Origin of the sequence: Fulvivirga lutimaris (assembly GCF_009711525.1) — a bacterium.
Classification (GTDB): Bacteria; Bacteroidota; Bacteroidia; order Cytophagales; family Cyclobacteriaceae; genus Fulvivirga; species Fulvivirga lutimaris.
In genome coordinates this window covers 1-445 of the sequence record NZ_SMLV01000032.1, presented here as the reverse complement: position 1 = coordinate 445, position 445 = coordinate 1, and the positions used below count along the sequence as shown (strand labels likewise).

The window sequence follows — 445 nt, the reverse complement described above, 5'->3', positions numbered from 1 at the left end:
CCAATGGTGCAGATAAAGACTTAAGTAAGTTAATGCACTTAAATCAATATGGTGGTTCTGTTGAAGTAAAAGATAATGGAGCAAATCCTGTCTTCTTCAAGATTAAAGATGATCCAAGAATAACTAAGTTTGGGCAATTTCTAAGAAACACTAGTTTGGATGAACTCCCACAACTAATTAATGTCTTAAAGGGGGATATGTCTATAGTTGGGAACAGACCATTGCCATTATATGAAGCACAACAACTCACAAAAGATGATTGTGCCATGAGATTTATGTCTGCGGCCGGAATAACTGGATTGTGGCAAGTGACCAAAAGGGGAAAGGCTGATATGTCTGAGGAAGAGAGAATTAAACTCGACATAGATTATGCTAATAAAAATTCTTTTATTTTCGACTTATCTTTAATCTTCAAAACGTTCCCTGCATTAATGCAGAAAGATAA

At 35.5% G+C, this 445-nt stretch carries 1 protein-coding gene; it reads left to right on the top strand.

Annotation, left to right across the window (positions count from 1 at the left end; all coding sequences use genetic code 11):
• Window positions 1-32: 32 nt before the first annotated feature.
• A partial coding sequence (locus tag E1140_RS00055; RefSeq protein WP_343034103.1) for a sugar transferase occupies window positions 33-445 on the top strand: 413 nt, incomplete at its 3' end.